The sequence below is a fragment of the Streptomyces sp. NPDC014991 genome (genome assembly GCF_043080665.1).
GTDB lineage: Bacteria > Actinomycetota > Actinomycetes > Streptomycetales > Streptomycetaceae > Streptomyces.
The window spans coordinates 38,300-54,820 of the sequence record NZ_JBIBVY010000004.1 but is presented as its reverse complement, the minus strand read 5'-3'; the positions used below and the strand labels follow the sequence as shown (position 1 = coordinate 54,820).

15 protein-coding genes are annotated in these 16,521 nt (G+C 72.1%); 7 read left to right on the top strand and 8 right to left on the bottom strand.

All coding sequences use genetic code 11. The features are described 5' to 3' along the window. Positions 1-37 precede the first annotated feature (37 nt). On the bottom strand, positions 38-1,564 hold the full coding sequence (gene miaB / locus ACF1BE_RS08830) for a tRNA (N6-isopentenyl adenosine(37)-C2)-methylthiotransferase MiaB (protein WP_392198279.1): 1,527 nt from the start codon (positions 1,562-1,564) through the stop codon (positions 38-40). A gap of 273 nt (positions 1,565-1,837) precedes the next feature. Between miaB and ACF1BE_RS08825 the strand changes: the two genes are divergently transcribed. The 4 genes from ACF1BE_RS08825 (at position 1,838) to ACF1BE_RS08810 (ending at position 7,781) form a co-directional block, all read left to right on the top strand. After that, positions 1,838-2,869 (top strand): LacI family DNA-binding transcriptional regulator, encoded by a 1,032-nt coding sequence (locus ACF1BE_RS08825; RefSeq protein WP_392198278.1) that lies wholly within the window; start codon positions 1,838-1,840, stop codon positions 2,867-2,869. A gap of 235 nt (positions 2,870-3,104) precedes the next feature. Then, complete coding sequence (locus tag ACF1BE_RS08820; RefSeq protein ID WP_392198277.1) at positions 3,105-4,232, top strand: cellulose binding domain-containing protein; 1,128 nt, start codon at positions 3,105-3,107, stop codon at positions 4,230-4,232. A gap of 134 nt (positions 4,233-4,366) precedes the next feature. Beyond that, the gene (locus ACF1BE_RS08815; RefSeq protein WP_392198276.1) at positions 4,367-6,571 is read left to right on the top strand and encodes a glycoside hydrolase family 3 N-terminal domain-containing protein; all 2,205 of its coding nucleotides are present in this window, start codon (positions 4,367-4,369) and stop codon (positions 6,569-6,571) included. Between the two features lie 109 nt (positions 6,572-6,680). Continuing rightward, the gene (locus tag ACF1BE_RS08810) at positions 6,681-7,781 is read left to right on the top strand and encodes a lytic polysaccharide monooxygenase (protein WP_392198275.1); all 1,101 of its coding nucleotides are present in this window, start codon (positions 6,681-6,683) and stop codon (positions 7,779-7,781) included. A 117-nt stretch (positions 7,782-7,898) separates the two neighbouring features. On the opposite strand, the gene ACF1BE_RS08805 is transcribed toward ACF1BE_RS08810, so the two are convergent. The 5 genes from ACF1BE_RS08805 to ACF1BE_RS08785 form a co-directional block, all read right to left on the bottom strand. Further along, the gene (locus ACF1BE_RS08805) at positions 7,899-8,444 is read right to left on the bottom strand and encodes a DUF1697 domain-containing protein (RefSeq protein WP_392198274.1); all 546 of its coding nucleotides are present in this window, start codon (positions 8,442-8,444) and stop codon (positions 7,899-7,901) included. Between the two features lie 97 nt (positions 8,445-8,541). Further along, positions 8,542-9,216, bottom strand: coding sequence for an RES family NAD+ phosphorylase (locus tag ACF1BE_RS08800; RefSeq protein ID WP_392198273.1), 675 nt, complete (start codon positions 9,214-9,216; stop codon positions 8,542-8,544). Continuing rightward, the gene (locus ACF1BE_RS08795) at positions 9,216-9,899 is read right to left on the bottom strand and encodes a hypothetical protein (protein WP_392198272.1); all 684 of its coding nucleotides are present in this window, start codon (positions 9,897-9,899) and stop codon (positions 9,216-9,218) included. Before ACF1BE_RS08795 ends, ACF1BE_RS08800 begins: the two co-directional genes overlap by 1 nt. A 191-nt stretch (positions 9,900-10,090) precedes the next feature. Beyond that, on the bottom strand, positions 10,091-10,633 hold the full coding sequence (locus ACF1BE_RS08790; protein WP_392198271.1) for a hypothetical protein: 543 nt from the start codon (positions 10,631-10,633) through the stop codon (positions 10,091-10,093). 268 nt (positions 10,634-10,901) lie between these two features. After that, a complete protein-coding gene (locus tag ACF1BE_RS08785) occupies positions 10,902-11,309 on the bottom strand; it encodes a MazG nucleotide pyrophosphohydrolase domain-containing protein (protein WP_392198270.1) in 408 nt (135 codons plus the stop codon). 105 nt (positions 11,310-11,414) lie between these two features. On the opposite strand from ACF1BE_RS08785, the gene ACF1BE_RS08780 reads away from it, so the two are divergent. After that, positions 11,415-12,413 (top strand): TAXI family TRAP transporter solute-binding subunit, encoded by a 999-nt coding sequence (locus ACF1BE_RS08780; RefSeq protein ID WP_392198269.1) that lies wholly within the window; start codon positions 11,415-11,417, stop codon positions 12,411-12,413. On the opposite strand, the gene ACF1BE_RS08775 is transcribed toward ACF1BE_RS08780, so the two are convergent. Together ACF1BE_RS08775 and ACF1BE_RS08770 are read right to left on the bottom strand one after the other, a co-directional pair. After that, positions 12,410-13,846, bottom strand: coding sequence for a sensor histidine kinase (locus tag ACF1BE_RS08775; protein ID WP_392198268.1), 1,437 nt, complete (start codon positions 13,844-13,846; stop codon positions 12,410-12,412). The genes ACF1BE_RS08780 and ACF1BE_RS08775 overlap by 4 nt on opposite strands. 9 nt (positions 13,847-13,855) lie before the next feature. Beyond that, positions 13,856-14,542 (bottom strand): response regulator transcription factor, encoded by a 687-nt coding sequence (locus ACF1BE_RS08770; RefSeq protein ID WP_392198267.1) that lies wholly within the window; start codon positions 14,540-14,542, stop codon positions 13,856-13,858. Between the two features lie 291 nt (positions 14,543-14,833). On the opposite strand from ACF1BE_RS08770, the gene ACF1BE_RS08765 reads away from it, so the two are divergent. Beyond that, on the top strand, positions 14,834-15,610 hold the full coding sequence (locus ACF1BE_RS08765; RefSeq protein ID WP_392198266.1) for an amino acid ABC transporter ATP-binding protein: 777 nt from the start codon (positions 14,834-14,836) through the stop codon (positions 15,608-15,610). Positions 15,611-15,677: 67 nt separating this feature from the next. Beyond that, on the top strand, positions 15,678-16,514 hold the full coding sequence (locus ACF1BE_RS08760) for a glutamate ABC transporter substrate-binding protein (RefSeq protein WP_392198265.1): 837 nt from the start codon (positions 15,678-15,680) through the stop codon (positions 16,512-16,514). Positions 16,515-16,521 lie beyond the last annotated feature (7 nt).

Below are 16,521 nucleotides of genomic sequence, written 5' to 3'. Positions count from 1 at the left end.
GCCCGTGACCGTCCCCTCGGGTGCGGGTGCCGCTCGGTCAGTCGCAGCCGCAGCCCGTCGTCACGGCCGGCAGCGGGGCCGGGATGCCGATCTTCGGGAGGCCGAGCATGACGCCCGCCGGCTTGGCGGCCTCCGTGGCGTTGCGCTTCTCCCAGGCGTCGCCCGCGCGGGTGCGGCGGACGGCGAGGACGGAACCCTCGGCCAGGAGGTGGTGCGGGGCGGCGTACGTGATCTCGACGGTGACGACGTCGCCGGGGCGCACCTCCTGCTCCGGCTTGGTGAAGTGCACGAGGCGGTTGTCGGCGGCGCGGCCGGAGAGGCGGTGCGTGGCACCGTCCTTGCGGCCCTCGCCCTCGGCGACCATCAGCTCCAGCGTGCGGCCGACCTGCTTCTTGTTCTCCTCCCAGGAGATCTCCTCCTGGAGGGCGACCAGCCGCTCGTAGCGCGCCTGGACGACCTCCTTGGGGATCTGGTTCTCCATGGTCGCGGCGGGGGTGCCGGGCCGCTTGGAGTACTGGAAGGTGAAGGCCTGAGCGAACCGGGCCTCGCGGACGACGTGCAGCGTGTCCTCGAAGTCCTCCTCGGTCTCGCCGGGGAAGCCCACGATGATGTCGGTGGTGATCGCGGCGTGCGGGATCGCGGCCCGCACCTTCTCGATGATGCCCAGGTAGCGCTCCTGGCGGTACGAGCGGCGCATCGCCTTCAGGACCGTGTCCGAGCCGGACTGCAACGGCATGTGCAGCTGCGGCATCACGTTCGGCGTCTCGGCCATCGCTGCGATCACGTCGTCGGTGAAGTCGCGGGGGTGCGGGGAGGTGAAGCGGACGCGCTCCAGTCCCTCGATGTTCCCGCAGGCGCGCAGCAGCTTGCTGAAGGCCTCGCGGTCGCCGATGTCGGAGCCGTAGGCGTTGACGTTCTGGCCGAGCAGCGTGATCTCGGAGACACCCTCGGCGACGAGCGCCTCGACCTCGGCGAGGATGTCGCCGGGCCGCCGGTCCTTCTCCTTGCCGCGCAGCGCCGGGACGATGCAGAAGGTGCAGGTGTTGTTGCAGCCGACGGAGATCGAGACCCAGGCCGCGTACGCGCTCTCGCGGCGGGTCGGCAGCGTGGACGGGAACGCCTCCAGCGACTCGGCGATCTCGACCTGCGCCTCCTCCTGGACGCGGGCGCGCTCCAGCAGGACGGGAAGCTTGCCGATGTTGTGCGTGCCGAAGACGACGTCCACCCAGGGCGCCTTCTTCACGATGGTGTCGCGGTCCTTCTGCGCGAGGCAGCCGCCGACCGCGATCTGCATGCCGGGGCGGGAGACCTTCCTCGGCGCGAGCCGGCCGAGGTTGCCGTAGAGCCGGTTGTCGGCGTTCTCGCGGACCGCGCAGGTGTTGAAGACGACGACGTCCGCGTCCCCGTCCGACCCTTCGGGCGCCCGTACGTATCCGGCCTCTTCGAGCAGTCCGGACAACCGCTCCGAGTCGTGGACGTTCATCTGGCACCCGTAGGTGCGGATCTCGTAGCTCTTGGGTGCGTGAACGTCCACTGCGGGGCTCCGGTCGCTGCTGCTGGTCATGCCTCAAGGGTAGGTGGTCTCCGAAGGCGCCGAGCCGCGGTGGTCCGGGGCCGGATGGTCCGGCGGTGCCGGTGGGCTGGGGTCCGGTGGGCTGGGGTCCGGTGGTCCGGGGCCCGATGGGCCGGGGGCCGGTGGTCCGGCGATGCCGGTGATCCGGGGCCTGCGGTGCCCATGGGGCCGGTGAGGGCGGGGGTGCGTCCGGAGAGGCCGGACATGCTGTGGGCCGGCTGCCGCGAGGCCCGTAGGATCGGTGATCTCGGGGGGGAGGTGGTCATGGGCAGGCGGCGCCCGGGCACGCCGACGCTGGAGGAGGTGGCCGCCCGCGCCGGGGTGGGCCGGGGCACGGTCTCCCGCGTCGTCAACAACGCGGCGGGGGTGAGGGACTCGACGCGCCGGGCCGTGCAGCGGGCCATCGCGGAACTGGGGTACGTGCCCAATCTCGCGGCCCGGTCCCTGGCCGGGCGGGGGGCCGACGCCGTCGCGCTCGTCATGACGGAACCGGACTGGCGGTTGTTCGCCGAGCCGTTCTTCTCCGAGGTCGTCCGCTCACTCGGTGATGCCCTGGCCGACACCGGGATGCAGTTGCTGCTGACCCTGGTGCGCTCGGACGCCGAGCGGCAACGCTTCCTGGAGTACGCCCGTGGCGGCCGGGTCGACGGGGTGCTGCTGATGTCCGTGCACGCCGGCGATCCGCTGCCGGACATGCTCGCCGAGGCCCGGCTGCCGACGGTCCTGCTGGGCCGCCGCTCGGGCGACGAGCACGTCAGCTATGTCGACGTGGACAACGCCGGCGGGGCCCGCAGCGCGGTCTCCCACCTGCTGGACACCGGCCGGCGGACGATCGCCACGATCACCGGGCCGCTCGACATGTACGTCGCCCAGTGCCGGCTGCGCGGCTACCGCGAGGCACTGGCACAGGCCGGCCTGGACGCCCAGCGGTCGTGGATCGCCGAGGGCGACTTCACCGAGGAGAGCGGCCGTCGCGCCATGACCCGGCTGATCGAGCGGCACCCGGGGATCGACGGTGTCCTCGCCGCGTCGGACACCACGGCCGCCGGTGCTCTTCAGGCGCTGCGCGCGGCGGGACGGCGGGTGCCGCAGGACGTCGCCGTCATCGGCTTCGACGACTTCCCGCTGGCCGAGCGGACCGAGCCGCGACTGACCACGGTGCGGCAGCCGGTGGCGGAGATCGGGCAAGCCATGGTCCGTCTCCTCCTGGAGGAGATGGAGGAGACGGAGGAGTCGTCCGTGGCCTGGCGGCACGTCGTCCTCCGCACGGAGCTGGTGCTGCGCGAGTCGGCCTGAGGCTCGCCGGCACCCCCCGCACCCGCTCGGGAGCGCTCCCAGCGTTCCGCATCCCGATACAGCCGGGCTGCCACCTGCGTTTTCGAATCCCCTTCGACACTTCCCCCGCGCACAGTCTTGTCAGGGTCATGAACTCTCCCTACAGTCCCTGCCGAACGGAGGAATGGGAGCGCTCCCATCATCGTGCGCGTGAGAGCGCTCCCGCATCGCACCGACCGTCCCGGAGAGGACCCGCATGCGACCGTCCACGCACCCTGCCCGTGGCACGCGCGGCCTGTTGGGCGCGCTGCTCACCGCCCTCGCCGCCCTCGCGGCACTGCTCACCACCGCCCCGGCGGCACACGCCGACACCGCGATCTGCGAGGCGTTCGGGTCGACCACGATCCAGGGCCGCTACGTCGTCCAGAACAACCGCTGGGGCACCAGCGCGGCCCAGTGCGTCACCGCCACCGACTCGGGATTCCGGATCACCCAGGCCGACGGCTCGGTCCCGACGAACGGCGCCCCGAAGTCGTACCCGTCCGTCTTCAACGGCTGTCACTACACCAACTGCTCGCCCGGAACCAGCCTCCCGGCACGGCTCAGCACCATCTCCAGTGCTCCCACCGGCATCTCCTACAGCTATGTGAGCAACGCGGTGTACGACGCCGCGTACGACATCTGGCTCGACTCCACGCCCCGCACCGACGGCGTCAACCAGACCGAGATCATGATCTGGTTCAACAAGGTGGGGTCCGTCCAGCCCGTCGGCTCGCAGGTCGGCACCGCCACCGTCGCCGGGCGCTCGTGGCAGGTGTGGTCGGGTGACAACGGCTCCAACGACGTGCTGTCCTTCGTCGCCCCGTCGGCGATCACCAGCTGGAACTTCGACGTCATGGACTTCGCCCGGGAGGCCGTCGCCCGCGGTCTGGCACAGAACAGCTGGTACCTGACCAGTGTGCAGGCGGGCTTCGAGCCCTGGCAGAACGGCACCGGCCTCGCCGTGACCTCGTTCTCCTCCACGGTCAACACCGGCGGCGGCGACCCGGGCGGCCCCGGCAGCTCCACGGCCTGCACGGTGGCGTACACGACGAACGTCTGGCAGGGCGGCTTCACCTCCGACGTCACCGTCACCAACACCGGCTCCACCCCCGTCAACGGCTGGAAGCTGGCCTTCACCCTGCCCGCCGGGCAGCGGATCACCAGCGCCTGGGGCGCCGGTGTCACGCCGTCCTCAGGAGCGGTCACGGCGAGCAACCTCGCCTACAACCCGCAGATCCCGGCCGGCGGCAAGGCGTCCTTCGGCTTCCAGGGCACCTACGGCGGCACCTTCGCCAGGCCGGCCGGCTTCAGCCTGAACGGTGCCGCCTGCACCACCGTGTGACACGGCCGCCCGCGCGGGCCGCATGCCACACCCACCTGCCCCGGGACCCGCCCGTCTCCCACCCGCCGATCGGCCGGGTCCCGGTTCCACTTCGCGCGGCCCCGTCGCCGATCCCTCCAGGAAAGGCCCCCCGCATGAGCCTCCCGTCCGCCCGCCGCCGCCCGGCGACGGCCCTGGCCCTGTGTGTCGCGGCGCTGGCCCTCACCGTGCCGGCCGCCGCCGCGCCGGAGCCCGTGGCCGCTTCCACGACCGCGGTTCTCCCCTACCAGGACGCGTCCTTACCGGTGCCGGACCGCGTCACCGACCTGCTGTCCCGGATGACGCCGGACGACAAGCTCGGCCAGATGACGCAGATCGAGAAGGACGCCCTCGTCCCGCAGTCCGATCTGGCCGCCTACCGCATCGGTTCCGTGCTGTCCGGCGGCGACTCCACCGTCAGCCCCAACAACGCCCGTACCTGGGCCGACACCTACGACTCGCTGCAACGCACCGCGCTGACCACGCCGCTGGGCATCCCGGTGATCTACGGGATCGACGCCGTGCACGGCCACAACGCGGTCCGCGGGGCCACCCTGTTCCCGCACAACATCGGCCTCGGCGCCACCCGTGACCCCGCGCTCGTGCAGCGCGTCGGGCGGGCGGTGGCCGAGGAGGTGTCGGGCACCGGCATCGACTGGGACTTCGCCCCCTGCCTGTGCGTGGCGCGCGACGACCGGTGGGGCCGCACCTACGAGTCGTACGGCGAGACGCCCGCACTGCCCACGGCCATGACCACGTTCGTCACCGGACTCCAGGGCGAGACCCTGGGCGCCGGACCGGCATCGGTGCTCGCCACCGCCAAGCACTACCTCGGTGACGGCGGCACCGCCGGCGGGGTCGACCAGGGCGACACCAGAGTCTCCGAGGCAGAGCTGCGCGCGGTCCACCTGCCGCCGTTCGAGGAGGCGGTGCGCCGGGGCGTGGGCGCGGTGATGCTGTCGTACAGCAGCTGGAACGGCGTCCGGTCCCACGCCAACCGCTATCTGGTGACCGACGTGCTGAAGGGCGAACTCGGTTTCACCGGGTTCGTCGTGTCCGACTGGGCCGCGGTCGACCAGCTCGACGGGCAGAGCGGCTTCACCGGCGCCGAGATCACCACGGCCGTCAACGCGGGCGTCGACATGGTGATGGTCCCGCACGACTACAGGAAGTTCCTCACCCTGCTGCGCGGCGAGGTGACCGCGGGCCGGATCACGCAGTCGCGCATCGACGACGCCAACCGGCGCATCCTGACCAAGAAGTTCCAGCTGGGCCTGTTCGAACGGCCCTTCACCGACCGGTCGTACACGTCGGCGGTCGGTTCGGCCGCCCACCGGGAGCTGGCCCGGCAGGCCGTACGCGAGTCCCAGGTGCTGCTGAAGAACGACGGCGGAGTCCTGCCGCTGGCGCGTTCGGCCAGGCTGTTCGTCGCCGGCAGATCGGCCGACGACATCGGCAACCAGAGCGGGGGCTGGACCGTCGGCTGGCAGGGCCGCAGCGGTCCCGTGACCGACGGCACCACCGTGCTCCAGGGCATCCGCGCCGCCGTCACCGACCCCTCCCGGGTCACCTACGACCGCTACGGCAACGGCATCGACTCCGGTTACGGCGCCGCGGTCGCCGTAGTCGGTGAGACCCCGTACGCCGAGGGCCGGGGCGACCGGCCGAACGGGCTGGGCCTGGACCAGGAGGATCTGCAGACCCTCGCCCGGCTGAAGGCCAGCGGGGTGCCGGTGGTCGTGGTCCTGGTCTCCGGTCGTCCGCTCGACGTCGCCGCCGAACTGCCCGGCTGGAAGGCCCTGCTGGCCGCCTGGCTGCCCGGCACGGAGGGCGCCGGCGTGTCCGACGTCCTGTTCGGCACCCACGCCCCCACCGGGAAGCTGCCGGTGTCCTGGCCGAGGGGCGCCTCCCAGGAGCCCGTCAACGACGGCGACGGCAAGGACCCGCTCTTCCCGTACGGGTACGGGCTGACGTACGCCGGCACGGACCCGACTCCGACGCCTGCCCCCACACCGACCCCGACGCCGGGCACGTGCACCGCGCGGTTCCGTACCGCCTCGGCGTGGCAGGGCGGATACCAGGCGGAGATCACGGTCGAGAACACGGGCTCCGAGCCGCTGACGGGCTGGTCGGTCGACTGGGACCTGGCCGGCTCCACCGTCACCAGCCTGTGGAACGGCTCACTGACGACGGCGCAGGGCCGGGCCACCGTCCGCAACGCCGCCTTCGACGGTTCCCTGCTCCCCGGCGCCACCACCACCTTCGGCCTCACCGCGAACGGCTCCGCGGGCACACCGGCGCCGCACTGCACCGGCGGCTGAACACACCCCGGCTCACGGCACCGACGCTCCGGCGACACCCCCGTACCCCGGCACCCGCACCCGTCCGGGGCGCACCATCCGCCCGATCTCGAAACGGAAGGAGCACCACATGGTCCGACGCGGCAGACTCCTGTCGGTGGCAGCGGCCCTGTCGACGCTGCTGGCGGCACTCGCCCTGACCCTCCTGGGGCAGGGCAGCGCACAGGCGCACGGGGTGGCGATGCTGCCCGGCTCCCGCACCTACCTGTGCTACCTGGACGCGCACACCACCACCGGCGGACTGGATCCCACCAATCCGGCCTGCCGGGACGCGCTGGCCAAGAGCGGGGCGACGGCGCTGTACAACTGGTTCGCCGTGCTCGACTCCAACGCCGGTGGCCGGGGTTCCGGTTACGTCCCGGACGGCACCCTGTGCAGCGCGGGCGACCGGTCCCCGTACGACTTCTCCGCCTACGACGCGGCCCGCTCGGACTGGCCGCGGACCCACCTGACCAGCGGGGCGACGATCCAGGCGCAGTACAGCAACTGGGCGGCGCACCCCGGTGACTTCCGGATCTACCTGACCAAGCAGGGCTGGTCACCCACCTCCGCCCTGCGCTGGGCCGACCTGGATCTGATCCAGACGGTCACCAACCCGCCGCAGCAGGGGTCGCCCGGCACCGAGGGCGGCCATTACTCCTGGGACCTGAAACTGCCCTCCGGCCGCACCGGGGACGCCCTGGTCTTCATCCAGTGGGTCCGCTCGGACAGCCAGGAGAACTTCTTCTCCTGCTCCGACATCGTCTTCGACGGCGGCCACGGCGAGGTCACGGGCATCCGCACCTCCGGCGGCACCCCCACCCCCACCCCTACACCGACCCCGACGCCGACCCCCACGGATCCGCACACCGGTTCCTGCATGGCCACGTACTCCGTGGTCAACTCCTGGAGCGGTGGCTTCCAGGCCTCCGTCGAGGTCATGAACCACGGCACGGCACCGCTCGACGGCTGGGCCGTGGCCTGGAGGCCCGGCGCGGGCACCAGGATCAGCAGTCTGTGGAACGGCACCCAGTCCACCGGCGCCGACGGCACGGTCACGGTCCGCAACGCCGACCACAACCGGGTCGTCCCCGCCGGCGGCAGCGTCACCTTCGGCTTCACCGCCACCTCGACCGGCAACGACGTCCCCGCCGGTTCGATCGGCTGCGTCACGGCGCAGGGCACCACCTGACGCACGTCACCCGGCGACGATGTCACCGCCGACGGCCAGGAGGTCGTCCGCCGCGGTCCGGGCCGGTCACCCCGGCCCGGACGGTGCCGTGCGGTGGTCCGGTCCACGGCCGTGGGCTCAGTCCCGCGCCGCCAGTTCGTGCAGGGCGGTCACCGTCCTCCAGTTGCGGGTGGTGGCCGGGATGCCGAGGCGGCGCTCGATGAAGGCGTTGTCCAGCCTGGTCCTGCCGTACCCGTCGGGCACGTGCAGATGGATCTCGTCACCTGCCAGCGTGAACACGGCGGTCTCGCCGGCCGGCACCTCCAGCCGGGCGGCCTGCTCGGCGGTCGGCTCCTGGGCGAGGAAGGTGACGTGCAGCTTGGCCGGGTCGTCCTCCTGGCCGAGGTAGGGGTTGCGGGCCACGGTGCGGGCCAGGGACTCGGCGGTACGCAGCAGGACCGTGACCGACACCCCGAGGTCGTCGGCGATCCGCTTCCCGATGCGCGCGGCCAGCTCGGCTGGGGTCTGCCCGGCCGGGGCCCGGAACACCACGTTGCCGCTGCGCAGATACGTCTGGACGGCCTCGCATCCCAGCGCGGTGAACAGGGCGCGCAGGTCCGCCATGGCGATCTGCGTACGGCCGCCGACGTTGATCCCGCGCAGGAGCGCGACGTGCTTCGTCATGCCACCAACCTCTCACGGGGCGGCATGGGGTGGCGCGGGGCGGCGGCACGGGTGGCGGCCGGGGGTGGCCGGGTGCGGCCCGGTTTCCTCGCGCCGGTCAGCACGGCCACTCGGGCTTGGAGACGCTCGCCCGCAACGGAGCGAGAAGCGCGTCGGCCCGCTCCCGGCCCTCCTCGGATCCGAGGTCCGCGATGCCCCGGTCCGTCAGCACCTCCAGCGGTCCGCCGCCGGGGCGTTCGCAGCGGTCGTGGAAGAGCACCAGGGCATGCTCGGACCGGTTGCGCCGCGACTCCCAGACCAGCCCCATGGCGTCGGGTGCCTGCGCGCGGATCTCGCTGGACCAACGGCGCGCCCTCGCGTAGTTGCCCTCGTCCTCCAGGAGCGTGGCGTCCTGGCAGACGGCGGCCAGGTCCGTACCGCTGACGAGCGACACCAGGGTCAGGTCGGTGCGGGTGCGCAGACAGCTCAGGGTCCGCTGCCAGACGGCGCGGTAGGGGATCGTGCGCTCGCCGGCCGGCAGATCGAAGGGCCGGGAGCGCAGCACGCTCTCCGCGAGCGCGGTCAGCGCGGTCTCCGCCAAATACAGGCTGTGGTACCGGTCCAGCACGGTGCCGTCGAAGCGGCCTCCGTCGAAGTGGATGTCCGCGAGCCTCGGGTTGAACGCGTCCGGCGCGTGGATCGACCGGTGCACCCGCCACAGCTCCGTGCCGGCCGGGATCACCCTGCGGTTGGGGCGCAGCTTCAGGTCGATCATCGGGAAGAAGCCGCCCATCACTCCCCCTCCGCCAGTTCGAGGGCCGCGCCGACCAGCCGGTGGTCGGGGAGCCGGCCGAGCAGCGCCGCGGGGGTGCCACGCAGCCAGGTGTTGCCGCTGAACCACCAGGAGGCGGCGCCCCAGGGGTCGATGTCCGCGAGCAGCAGGCGGTTGACCTCGAGGACGACGCCGTGCGGAGTGCCGCCACCGGGCGTGAACTGGAACTCGGGGTAGCGGTCGCCGTCCCGGGGATCGCGGAGTCTGATCAGTTCCGGGGGCGGCGCGCCGCCGCAGCGGGCCCGCGCCTCGGCGGCCGACAGGGCCGGTTCCCGCAGCAGCCGGTCGCGCCCGGGGTCCCTGCCGCACGGCGGTTCCCTTACCGGCGACGGCAGGCGGAACCAGGCCATCAGCTCCCGCGCACCGGCCACGGCCCCCGGTCCGGGCGGCACCACGACCGCGCGCAGGGAGTCCAGTTCCGCGCGTACCGGATGGTCCGGCGGCAGCGGCACCAGCGCCCGCCGGACGCCTTGGAGTGCCCTGCGGACCGCCCTGTCCTCGTCCGGTGCCGCCTCGGCTAGTGCCGTCAGCCTGGACACCAGCAGTGCGTACTCCTCGTCGTCCAGTGCCTCGCGGATGGTGTCGCGGTGCTCGCCGATCAGGACGAGCAGCCGTTCCGCCGATCCCGCGTCCCCTTCGTCCACACCTGCCTCCCTTCTGGCGTCGCCGCCGCTGTCGCCCTCACCGACGCGGTCACCGTCACCGTCGCGGTCACTGTGGCCGTCACCGGCTCCGTCGCCGTCCCCCGTCGCGCCGGGCCAGCGCCGCCCCGGGGGCCTGCGCCACTATGCCGACGCGCGGCGCCCTCGGCGAAAGGATCCCGCTCCTGTCCTCGTCAACGCCCCGGATCCGCCCGGAACGCACCCAGTTCGGTGCGCATCTCGCGCCGCATCCGCCGGAGCCGGCCCCACAGTTCTTCGATGCTCTCCTGCACGGCGGCCGGCGAGTCCCCGGCGCGCGGGACGCCGTCGTCCAGGCGCCGGACCATGCCGTAGACAGCGCCGAGGTCGTGGCTGAGACTGCCCGCGAGGTCGAGCACCTGCTCCGGCACCCGCATCTGGGCCTCCGCGTACACGTCCCGGTACTGGTCGCGCGCCTCCGTGAGCCGCTGACGTACGGCCCGCAGCTCAGCGGTTCGGCCCAGCGCGTACACCTGGTCGGTGAGCGCGGCGAGATAGTGCCGGGCGGCGGTGTTCAGAGCGACGTAGCAGGCCCGCAGCTCCTGGGCGTGCCGGCGCCGCTCCCGCGCCTCCTCGACGCGTGCCTGTTCCCGCCGGCGGCTGCGGTCGGCCGCGCGCTGGGTCAGCAGCGCGGACAGCAGCGTCCCGACGACCCCGACGACCGCGACCACGGGCGCGGTCACTCCCCCGACGTCCACCCCGCCCCCTCCCCGCCGTCCCCCCGACGACCTCAGGAAAGCAGGGGTCCCCGGACCGGGTGAACGGCCGGCCCGGACGTCGCCCGGTGTTCGCCCCGCTGTCGACCGTGCCGGCGGCCGGTCCGGTCCGACGGGCGCCGTCCGGTCGCATGCCGGTCGCCGTGAGCGAGTCGACGTCGTCGGCACACCGGCCTTCGCGGGACACCTCACGTCCGGCCCCGGAAACCCGCTCTCGGATGGCCGCTGCTGACGGGTCCCGGCGCCGGAGTCAGGCCGCGCCGTCCGGTGTCCAGCCCTGACGGCGCAGTACGGCCGACACGTCCGGCGCCCGGTAGTGCTCGCCCTTGAGGACCTTGCCGTCGGCCCGGCGGGCCACCTGACCGTCCGGGCCGAGCTTGCTCATGTTGGCGCGGTGGATCTCGCCGATCACCTCGTCGAGGTCGATGCCGTGCACCAGAGCCGTGCCGTACGCCACGTACACGACGTCGGCCAGCTCGTGCGCCAGCCGGTCGAGCGGGCCCTCGACCGCGACCTCGGCGACCTCCGCGGCCTCCTCGGCGAGCAGTTCCCCGCGGTGGGCCGCCAGTGCGGGGTCCACCTCCGTCGGCGTGCTGCGGGCGTCGAGTCCGAACGCGCGGTGGAACTCACGGACGAGACGGGCGGGCGAAGTGCTCATGCGGGGACTCTAACGGCCGCCACTGACAGGGCCCGCCGGCCGCGGCCGGCCCCGGAACGGCCACGGCCCTGGTCAGCGCCGCGCTTCGGCTGGCAGGATCGCCGCATGTCCAAGACGTTCCCCCGTATCAGCAGGCGCCGGGCGCTCCAGGGCGTGGCCGCCGGTGTCGTGGCCCTCGGGCTGCTGCTGGGGTGGCTGCTGCCCCTGGGCGAGAAGCCGCCGAGCGGGACGATCGTGTTCAGCACCGGTACGCCCCGCGGGGTCTACCAGGAGTACGGCGAGCGGCTGCGCGCCGAGCTGGCCAGGGACATGCCCGGCCTGAAGGTGAAGCTGCTCAACAGCGCCGGTTCGCAGGAGAACGTCCAGCGGGTGGCGACCGGGCGGGCCGACTTCACCATCGCGGCGGCCGACGCGGTGGCGACGTACGAGCTGCGGCACGGCAGGGGTGCCGGGCGGCTGCGCGGTGTGGCCCGGCTCTACGACGACTACGTGCATCTCGTCGTGCCCCGCGGCTCCGGCATCAGAAGCGTCGCGGACCTGCGGCACAGACGGGTGGCGACCGGACTGCCCGACTCGGGGGTACGCCTGATCGCCGACCGGGTGCTGCGCGCCGCCGGGATCGACCCGGTGAAGGACATCACCCCGGTGGCGGACGGCATCGACACCGGGCCCGACCAGCTCCAGCGGGGGAAGATCGACGCGTTCTTCTGGTCGGGCGGCCTGCCCACGAAGGGGCTGGTCACCCTCGCGAAGAAGGCGGCCTTCCGGTTCGTGCCGATCGACGACGACCTCATCGCCCGGCTGCACAGCGAGGGCGAGGCGGCGCGCTACTACCGGGCGACCAACATCCCCGAGTCGGCCTACCCGGTCGCGCAGCAGGGCGCGCAGGTGCCGACGATCGCGGTGTCCAACGTGCTGATGACCCGCACGGACCTGGACCCCCGGCTCACCGAGTGGCTGACCCGTACGGTGATCAAGAGCCGGGACGGCATCGGCGCCCACGTCCACTCCGCCCAGCTGGTGGATCTGCGCACCGCCATCTACACCGACCCGCTCCCGCTCCAGGAGGGCGCCCGGCGCTACTACCGGTCGATGAAACCCTAGGGGACCCTGGGCCCTGGGGAAGCCGCCTGACGGGTCTCCGCGTGCCGCGGGACCGTGACCGTCACGCGCAGCCCGCGCGGCTCGTGGTGGGCGTAGGCGATCGAGCCGCCGCCCGCCGCGAGCAGGGCGCGGGTGATGGACAGGCCCAGGCCCGACCCCCGGACGTTCTGGTGCCGGCCGCTGCGCCAGAAACGGTCGCCCACGCGCGCGAGTTCCTCGTCGGTGAGACCGGGGCCGGTGTCGGTGACGACGATCGTGGAGGTGTCGCCGTCGGCCCGGACGACCACCTCCACCGTGCCGTCCTCGGGGGTGAACTTCACGGCGTTGTCGATCACCGCGTCGAGGGCGCTCGACAGGGCGATCGGGTCGGCCCAGGCGGTGGTGGGCGGGCAGTCCCCGGTCAGCCGTACGCCCTGGGCGCGGGCGGCCGGCGACCAGGCGGCCACCCGTTCCTCGGCCAGCGCGCCGATGTCGGTCAGCCGGAGGTCGGCCTCGGCGTGCTCGGCGAGCGCCAGGCCGAGCAGGTCGTCCAGGACCTGCGCGAGGCGTTTGCCCTCGGTGCGGACGGAGGCGATCTCCTCGTTGCCCTCGGGAAGCTCGAGGGCGAGCAGTTCGATGCGCAGCAGCAGCGCCGAGAGCGGGTTGCGCAGCTGGTGCGAGGCGTCGGCGACGAAGGCGCGCTGCTGCTCCAGCACGGCCTCGACGTTGTCCGCCATCTCGTTGAACGAGCGGGCCAGCCGTCTGAGTTCCGGCGGCCCCCCGGCGACCGCGACCCGGGACTTCAGGCGGCCGGTGGCGATGTCGTGGGTGGTGGCGTCCAGGACCCGTACCGGTCTGAGCACCCAGCCGGTCAGCCGCAGCGCCGCGCCGACGGCGAGCAGCATGGCCGCGATCTCGCCGGCCCCGATGAGCAGCCAGCCGCGCAGGATCCGGGAACGCATCTGCCCGGTGGGCGACTCGGTCACCACGACCGCGACGACGTCCCCGTCCCTGATCACCGGTGAGGCGACGACGAGCCGGGTGCGCTGCCAGGGCCACACCTGCCGCGGGTCGTGGCTGCGCCGGCTGAGCAGCGCCTCGTCGAACGCCTCGCGGACCTCTCCGGTCCGCGGTACGAACCAGTCGCCGGGCGCGTTCGCCATCGCGGAGCCGTTGCGGTAGAAGACGCCCGCGCGGATGCCGTAGACGCCGTAGTAGCTGTCCAGTTCGCTGCGCAGGCTCTCCCGGCGCTCGTCCGTGGTGGTGCGGCGGGATCCGCTGGGCCCGTCGGTGACGAACTGGGCGAGCGCCGCGAAGCGTGCCGTGTCGTCGATCCGGTCGACGACGACCCGCTGCTGCTGGGCGGCGGCCACACTGCCGGCGAGCGGGACGCCGAGCGCGAGCAGGACCGCCGCCAGCAGGACGATGAGCAGCGGCAGGAGGCGTGTGCGCACCCGTCCCCGCTAGGCGGCCGGGGCGACGAGCCGGTAGCCGACGCCGCGTACGGTCTCGATCAGCGCGGGCATGCGGAGCTTGCCCCGCAGGGAGGCGACGTGCACCTCCAGGGTGCGGCCGGTGCCCTCCCAGCTGGTGCGCCAGACCTCGCTGATGATCTGTTCGCGCCGGAAGACCACCCCGGGCCGCTGGGCGAGGAGCGCGAGCAGGTCGAACTCCTTGCGGGTCAGCTGGACCACCGTGCCGTCCACGCTGACCTGGCGGGTGGGCAGCTCGATCCGCATGGAGCCGAGGAGGAGGGCGTCCTCGCCGCCGCCGGCGGGGTCCTCGTGGAGGGTGCGCCGGGCGACGGCGTGGATACGGGCGAGCAGTTCCCCGGTGTCGTACGGCTTCACCACGTAGTCGTCGGCGCCCAGGTTGAGCCCGTGGATGCGGGAGCGGACGTCGGACCGCGCGGTGACCATGATGACCGGGGTGCTGGTGCGCTTGCGGATCTTGCCGCACACCTCGTAGCCGTCCTGGTCGGGCAGGCCGAGGTCGAGCAGGACGACGCCGAAGCCGTCGCTCTCGGGGACCAGTGCCTGCAGCGCTTCCTCGCCGCTGCGCGCGTGGGTGACGTCGAAGCCGTGCCGCGCGAGGACGGCGGACAGGGCCGCGGCGACGTGGTTGTCGTCCTCGACGAGGAGCAGTCTCATTCCGGCCCCCTCCGTTTTCAGTGGTCGTACGGTCCCGGCGATCGCGGGTCTTGTGCCGCACGCGCGCGCGTGCACCATGGCAGTGACGCCGATGGAGAGGACGGCGTCAAGAGGGTTCGGGTTGCCCGTCGCTTCCGTTACCCGGCCGATACGTGCGCCGCGACGCGTGCTACGACATGTGTCCGATTGCTATCGGATCGTGATGCTCAAGTTCCCCTCAGATGTGATGACGCAGGTCACAGCCGCTCACTACTGTCCTCGGAAACCCGAGGAGGACGGAGCCTGAGAGCGATGACCAAAGTATCGGTGGCCAAGGAAGACGTGGCCACGTCCGACGACCTGGTCGTCCTGAGCGGCGTCAACAAGCACTTCGGCGCGTTGCACGTGCTCCAGGACATCGACCTGACGATCGCCCGCGGCGAGGTCGTCGTGGTCATCGGGCCCTCCGGGTCCGGGAAGTCGACGTTGTGCCGCACCATCAACCGCCTGGAGACGATCGACTCGGGCACGATCACGATCGACGGCAAGCCCCTGCCGCACGAGGGCCGGGAGCTGGCCCGGCTGCGGGCGGACGTCGGCATGGTCTTCCAGTCCTTCAACCTCTTCGCGCACAAGAGCGTGCTCGAGAACGTGATGCTGGGCCAGGTCAAGGTCCGCAAGGCGGACAAGAAGCAGGCCGCGGAGAAGGCGCGGGCCCTGCTGGACCGGGTCGGCGTGGGCAGCCAGGCCGACAAGTACCCCGCGCAGCTGTCCGGCGGCCAGCAGCAGCGTGTCGCGATCGCGCGGGCGCTGGCGATGGACCCGAAGGTCATGCTCTTCGACGAGCCGACCTCCGCCCTCGACCCCGAGATGATCAACGAGGTCCTCGAGGTGATGCAGCAGCTCGCCCGGGAGGGCATGACGATGATCGTCGTCACGCACGAGATGGGTTTCGCGCGGTCGGCCGCGAACCGCGTGGTCTTCATGGCCGACGGCCGGATCGTCGAACAGGCCACGCCCGACCAGTTCTTCAGCAACCCGCGCAGCGACCGGGCCAAGGACTTCCTGTCCAAGATCCTGCACCACTGACGGCGTCGGCCGCTCGCGGCCCCCGCGCTCAGGGCCTCGCCTCCCACCACTCAGAAGGATGTTCACCATGAAGCTCCGCAAGGTCACCGCCGCCTCGGCCGTCCTCCTCGCCCTGTCCGTGTCCGCCACCGCGTGCGGCGGCGACAAGAAGGACGACAACGGCTCCTCCGGCGGTGGCAAGAAGATCACCATCGGTATCAAGTTCGACCAGCCGGGCATCGGCCAGAAGACCCCGCAGGGTTACGCGGGCTTCGACGTCGACGTGGCCACCTATGTCGCCAAGAAGCTCGGTTACAGCGCCAACCAGATCGAGTGGAAGGAGTCGAAGAGCGCCGACCGCGAGACCATGCTGCAGCGTGGTGACGTCCAGTTCATCGCCGCCTCCTACTCGATCACCCCGGAGCGCCAGAAGCTGGTCGACTTCGCCGGCCCGTACCTGCTCGCCCACCAGGACGTGCTGGTCCGCGCGGACGACAAGAGCATCAAGACGCCGGCCGACCTCAACAAGAAGAAGCTGTGTTCGGTCACCGGCTCGACGTCGGCGCAGAACGTGAAGGACAAGCTCGCCCCCAAGGCGCAGCTCCAGCAGTACCCGACGTACTCCGCGTGCCTGACCGGTCTCCAGAACAAGGTGATCGACGCTCTGACCACCGATGACTCGATCCTCGCCGGTTACGCCTCCCAGGCCCAGTTCAAGGGCAAGTTCAAGCTGGGCGGCCTGAAGATGACCAACGAGAACTACGGCATCGGCGTCAAGAAGGGCAGCGACCTCAAGGCGAAGATCAACAAGGCGCTGGAGCAGATGGTCTCCGACGGTTCCTGGGAATCGGCCGTGAAGAAGAACTTCGGTCCGGCCGGCTACAAGAACGAGCCCGCGCCGAAGATCGGCGACGTCAAGAGCTGAGGCAACG

What these genes read in the sequence shown, in the direction of transcription:
- ACF1BE_RS08805 (WP_392198274.1), bottom strand. Translation starts at nt 8,444, where the DNA reads ATGACGAAGCACGTCGCGCTCCTGCGCGGGATCAACGTCGGCGGCCGT.
- ACF1BE_RS08800 (WP_392198273.1), bottom strand. Translation starts at nt 9,216, where the DNA reads ATGGGCGGCTTCTTCCCGATGATCGACCTGAAGCTGCGCCCCAACCGC.
- ACF1BE_RS08810 (WP_392198275.1), top strand. Translation starts at nt 6,681, where the DNA reads ATGGTCCGACGCGGCAGACTCCTGTCGGTGGCAGCGGCCCTGTCGACG.
- miaB (WP_392198279.1), bottom strand. Translation starts at nt 1,564, where the DNA reads ATGACCAGCAGCAGCGACCGGAGCCCCGCAGTGGACGTTCACGCACCC.
- ACF1BE_RS08825 (WP_392198278.1), top strand. Translation starts at nt 1,838, where the DNA reads ATGGGCAGGCGGCGCCCGGGCACGCCGACGCTGGAGGAGGTGGCCGCC.
- ACF1BE_RS08770 (WP_392198267.1), bottom strand. Translation starts at nt 14,542, where the DNA reads ATGAGACTGCTCCTCGTCGAGGACGACAACCACGTCGCCGCGGCCCTG.
- ACF1BE_RS08820 (WP_392198277.1), top strand. Translation starts at nt 3,105, where the DNA reads ATGCGACCGTCCACGCACCCTGCCCGTGGCACGCGCGGCCTGTTGGGC.
- ACF1BE_RS08785 (WP_392198270.1), bottom strand. Translation starts at nt 11,309, where the DNA reads ATGAGCACTTCGCCCGCCCGTCTCGTCCGTGAGTTCCACCGCGCGTTC.
- ACF1BE_RS08780 (WP_392198269.1), top strand. Translation starts at nt 11,415, where the DNA reads ATGTCCAAGACGTTCCCCCGTATCAGCAGGCGCCGGGCGCTCCAGGGC.
- ACF1BE_RS08815 (WP_392198276.1), top strand. Translation starts at nt 4,367, where the DNA reads ATGAGCCTCCCGTCCGCCCGCCGCCGCCCGGCGACGGCCCTGGCCCTG.
- ACF1BE_RS08760 (WP_392198265.1), top strand. Translation starts at nt 15,678, where the DNA reads ATGAAGCTCCGCAAGGTCACCGCCGCCTCGGCCGTCCTCCTCGCCCTG.
- ACF1BE_RS08765 (WP_392198266.1), top strand. Translation starts at nt 14,834, where the DNA reads ATGACCAAAGTATCGGTGGCCAAGGAAGACGTGGCCACGTCCGACGAC.